The organism is Agathobaculum sp. LCP25S3_E8, from assembly GCF_052117165.1.
Taxonomy (GTDB): Bacteria; Bacillota; Clostridia; order Oscillospirales; family Butyricicoccaceae; genus Agathobaculum.
In genome coordinates, this window is sequence record NZ_JBQKJR010000177.1 from 1 (window position 1) to 487 (window position 487).

Annotated in this window: 1 protein-coding gene; it reads right to left on the bottom strand. The window is 44.6% G+C overall.

Annotated features, from left to right (window positions below):
* The coding region (locus tag ACTQ34_RS18165) for an ABC transporter permease (RefSeq protein ID WP_441364995.1) at nucleotides 1-487 on the bottom strand (487 nt) is incomplete at both ends.

Consider the following 487-nt stretch of genomic DNA (forward strand, 5'->3'; position numbering starts at 1 on the left):
ACCGGCTCCACAGAGAATCAAAAGCTGCAAAGAAACCAAACGATAGATTTGCCCTCGTTCTCCACCAATCGCACGAAGTGTTCCGTATTCTTTGATGCGTTTTGTGATAGAAATTTTCAGAATGTTGTAGATTACCAGCCCAGCCGCCAGCAAGACCAGAACACCCACCAAAATACACGCCGCAGTCATAAATGAAAATCCCGTACCGGTATCGCTGTCTGCCGCTTCATCATAGGAAATACCAATAGCGTCAAGCAAAACCCAGTTATATTGGATATACCGTTCATCCACGTTCAAATCTTCTGCGAGAGCATAAATGATGCTTTGAAAATTCTGCTTGTCATAAGTCTTAAAATCTGTGGAATAAAGCAGATACTCTTCTGGCAACAGTTCTTCTGCGGTTCCCTCACCGACAATCCCCTCAACCGTACCAGATGCGTAGCCGATATAGCTGCTTTCCAGAATGCCCGTCAATACAAAATCAGCA